General features: G+C 62.6%; 4 protein-coding genes. All 4 read left to right on the top strand.

Annotated elements, in window-relative coordinates:
* Positions 1-552 (top strand): efflux RND transporter permease subunit (locus tag NEI07_RS14135; RefSeq protein WP_256035381.1); only part of this gene is annotated, 552 nt, incomplete at its 5' end.
* Between the two features lie 104 nt (positions 553-656).
* On the top strand, positions 657-1931 hold the full coding sequence (locus NEI07_RS14130; protein ID WP_256035378.1) for a TolC family protein: 1275 nt from the start codon (positions 657-659) through the stop codon (positions 1929-1931).
* Between the two features lie 410 nt (positions 1932-2341).
* Positions 2342-3190 (top strand): class I SAM-dependent methyltransferase, encoded by an 849-nt coding sequence (locus NEI07_RS14125; protein WP_328516984.1) that lies wholly within the window; start codon positions 2342-2344, stop codon positions 3188-3190.
* A gap of 496 nt (positions 3191-3686) precedes the next feature.
* Positions 3687-3980 (top strand): hypothetical protein, encoded by a 294-nt coding sequence (locus NEI07_RS14120; protein ID WP_256035376.1) that lies wholly within the window; start codon positions 3687-3689, stop codon positions 3978-3980.
* Positions 3981-4007 lie beyond the last annotated feature (27 nt).

Genomic DNA, 4007 nt, shown 5'->3' with positions numbered 1-4007 from the left:
GTGCCGATCGCGATGGCGCTGATTTTCCTGTTGCTGTATCTGACCTTCAACTCGGTGCTGCAGGCGACGCTGGTGTTCTGCAATGTGCCCTTCGCGGCGATCGGCGGCATTTTGGGCCTGTGGCTTTCTGGAGAATTCATGTCAGTGCCCTCGTCGGTCGGCTTCATTGCGCTTGTCGGCATCGCCGTGCTCAACGGCGTCGTGCTCATCTCCTACATCAACAAGCTTGTGGACGAAGGCACGCGCAGCACGCGCGAAGCGGTGCTGGAAGGCGCGCGTCGGCGGATGCGGCCCGTCTTGCTCACCGCCACCATCGCGGCCTTCGGCTTGATCCCGTTCCTGTTCGCGCATGGGCCCGGCGCCGAGATCCAGCGCCCGCTCGCCATCGTCGTCATTGGAGGTTTGATCTCGGCCACGGTGCTGACCTTGATCCTGCTGCCGATTCTTTACGATCGCACCGCCAATCTCGGCTTGGTCATTCGTCAGAAGTTCCGCGCGCGAGCGATGCGGCAACCCGCGCCAATGCGTGCGCGCGAGGACGCTCGCGTATGAGGGTCGGCGCAATCCTTATAACGACGATGCTCTTTACGCTTACCGGCTCGGCGTTAAGCGTGGAATCCGAAGAGACATTTCGCGCGGCGACGGCAGAGGAGCCGATGCGCGGTGAGGTTACCCTGAAGGGCAAGAAAAAGATCAGGGCTAGAATTAAACGCAATAAGGCTGCGTCGCCCGGCAAGAAGCCCCTCGTCAACAAGATCCCACATGGCAATGTGCTGGCGCAGCATCTTCAACTGGCCGTCTCCATCGATGCTCAGAGTCGCTCGCTCGAGGCGCGGTTTCGCGCCATTTCGGCGCGCTACGCGACCGCGAATTCGATTACGCCTGGCTCGCCCTTCGTCGGCGGCTTGCAGCGTAACGCTCCAGCCGGTAATTTGCGCAACTATAGCGAAACGGAAGTCGAGGCCGGAATGCCGCTTTGGCTGCCGGGCCAGCGCGACGCCTTTGCGGCGACGGTGACCACCGGCCTTTCCGAGGTCGAGGAGCGACTGGCGTTACGTCGCCTCGACGTCGCGGCGCTGTTGCGGGACGCCTGGTGGAATGCGCAGCGCGCAGCGCGCGAAGGCTCCGTGGCGCGCAATCGTGTCGCCACGGCGCGCGACATTGGCGCGGACATGACTCGCCGGGTCGAACTTGGCGACGCCTCGCAGTCTGATGCGCTGCTTGCAGAGAATGAGACGCTCGCCGCTGAAACGGAATTGGCGCAGGCGGAAGGCGCCCTAAAAGTCGCGCGCGTAAACTATATGGCGCTGACCGGCGGCGCGCCTCCGGCGGGGAAGCTCGAATCCGTGCGCCCTGTAGGGGACATCGAAGACCATCCTGCTTTGCGGACGCCGCGGGCGGCGCTCGCCCGCGCCGAGGCGCAGGCGCAACTTGTCGACGCGACGCCGATCGACAACCCCGAGCTCGCAATCTTTGGCCGGCGCGAATATAATAATCAATATTCAACGGACCCTTCGCAGACCATCAGCAATCAACGCACGGATTCGACGACCGTGGGCGTGCGCCTTCGCATTCCTCTGCCGACTGCCGGCCGCAATGAACCAAGACGCGCCGAAGCGTTGGCAGAGATGGATCGCGCCCGCGCCGAGTATGAACGCACCAAGCGCATCGTTCTCGCCGAAATAAAAGCGTCGCGCGCCGCGTTGGCGGCGGCGCAGCGCGCTGCAGGCCTCGCCAATAGCCGGCTGGTCGTCGCCAACGATCAATTCGAACTGTCGCGCAAAGCGTTCAAGCTTGGCGAAATTAACGCCTTCGATCTCTATCGCGTTCGCCAGATCCAGCTGGAAGCGCAGCGCATGCAGGCGAACGCCTCGATCAATGCCGGCGTCGCGATCTCGCGGCTCAATCAGGCTTTCGGTTACGCTCCTTAGAAGCTGTAATCGTCGGCGGATACAATGAGCACGCCGTTGGCAAGGCTCTCCATGGACGAGGTTTTTCAGCGAGCCTTGCGGCTGCTCCATCATCCTCGGCCGAAAGCCGCGTTAGCGTCTGCATAGTTTGTTTGACGCATAGCTCGGATAAACGAGCCGGATGACCTCGCTAGGCAGATGTACCATCGCGGCTAACACATAGGCGATTGATCAGCGCCCCTGCTGGGGGATGAGCTGCGCCCGCCCGCTGCGTGAAGCATTCGGCACTGAGCCTTGCCGTAGCCGCTTGCGCGGGAAGCGCCCTCAGGAGCCGATCGACGAGCGCGCAGGGGGCGACTGGTCCTAAAAATAGACACGGGCCGAAGGTAGCGTTGGCGCTTCGCGAGGATAGCGTAGTGAGGGTGAGAATCGTGAACCAGGACTATGGCCAGATCAACACGGCCAAAGCGAACTTCGACGAAATCTACGTCATGGACGATCCCAGGTCGTACTATTCTGTCCTGGGCGGGTTGGACTACCTGATCCCTGACGTCGCAGAGCCTGTCATTCGGCAGGTGCTCGCTGCGAAGACTTCCGGCGGGAAAAGGCCTATCGTGCTCGACGTCGGTTGCTCGTACGGCATCAACGCTGCGGTGCATCGTTTTCCATTGACCTTTGATAAGCTGAGGCGCAGATATGCTAGGCGCGAAATGGTGGAGTCATCCTCAGATGATCTGTTGCGGCTCGACGCCAATTATTTCGCGGCTTGGCCGGATCGTGGCGTAGCAGGCTTTATTGGCCTTGACGTCTCCGAGCCTGCAATCCGTTACGCCAAGAGCGTCGGTTTGATCCTGGATGGCGTCGTCGCCGATCTCGAGGAAAGCGAGTTGTCGTCGGACGCTGCGCGCATCGTCTCTCGCGCGGACGTCATTCTTTCTACGGGCTGCATCGGCTACCTGGGCGAGGCGACTTTTCGCAGGCTACTCGCGCAGATGAAGCGCCGGCCGTGGGTGATCTCCTTCGTGCTGCGCATGTTTCCCTTTGATAGGATCGCCCAGGCGTTGAGTGACTTTGGCTACGTCACGGAGCACTTGGACGGCGTATCTTTCATACAGCGGCGCTTCCGGACCCGTGATGAATTCGATCATACGTTGCAGACGCTCGCGGCGCTCGGAAAAGATACCCAGGGCCTGGAGGGGGAAGGCCTCTATCACGCCGATTTCTACATTTCTCGTCCCGCGCCGAAGAAGCGGCGGAACTGCCGCTCTGTGAGTTCGTAACGATCGCAAGCGGCCGCTTTCGTTCGTTCGGACCGGGCTATGTCCACGTCGAAACTGAAGAAGGCAAGCTCGTCACGCTGGAGTCCTGAGCGCGGTATCGAGGAGTACCCTGTGACGTCGGGAGGTCAGAAAGCGATTGCGCCCGCTCAACGCTGCATTTCGCCGGCAGGGGGAGGAGTGGCAGCGCCAGGGGACCAGGCCAGGGGCGGGAAGTTTCCGTCTTCATGTCTAATTACGCCGCCGTCGATCGGCTACGCCACGACGAATCATAAATCGCAGGGGGCGACGGTCGATCGCGCGTATGTGCTCGCCTCCGACCGCGTGGACCGGCATCTCGCCTATGTCGCCATGACGCGGCATCGCGAGCAGGCGATGCTTTACGCCGGCCGCGACGAGGTCAAGGACCTCGCGGCGCTGTCGGAGCGGCCGCCGCGCTCCGGCGCCAGACGACGCTCGATTACGGCGAACGGGAATCGCCGCGCGCAGCGAGATTGTCATGCCGCAACAAGCGCAGATGGCCGAACGCTCGCCAGGCGAGCGCTTGCCCGAACCGTCGCGAGCGAGAGAAACGCGGGCCGAGGCGCCTGCGGCCAAGACACGAGGCATGTTCGCCGGTCTCAATCTCAGCGCTGGCCGGTCGCGGGCGCCGGATGCGCAAGCGTTTGCGCGCGTGAAGGTCGCGACGCGGGCGGGAATGGCGCCGGTCGCCGAGCAGAGAAACCAGCGGGACGAGCTAGAGCAGGCCATGGACGGGTTGGCGCGAGCCTTGAGCGAGGCGGCGCGGATGTGAGCGTAGATCTGCCGGTACCGGAGTACC

Source organism: Methylocystis suflitae, assembly GCF_024448135.1.
Taxonomy (GTDB): Bacteria; Pseudomonadota; Alphaproteobacteria; order Rhizobiales; family Beijerinckiaceae; genus Methylocystis; species Methylocystis suflitae.
This window is presented reverse-complemented; position numbering and strand designations above follow the sequence as displayed.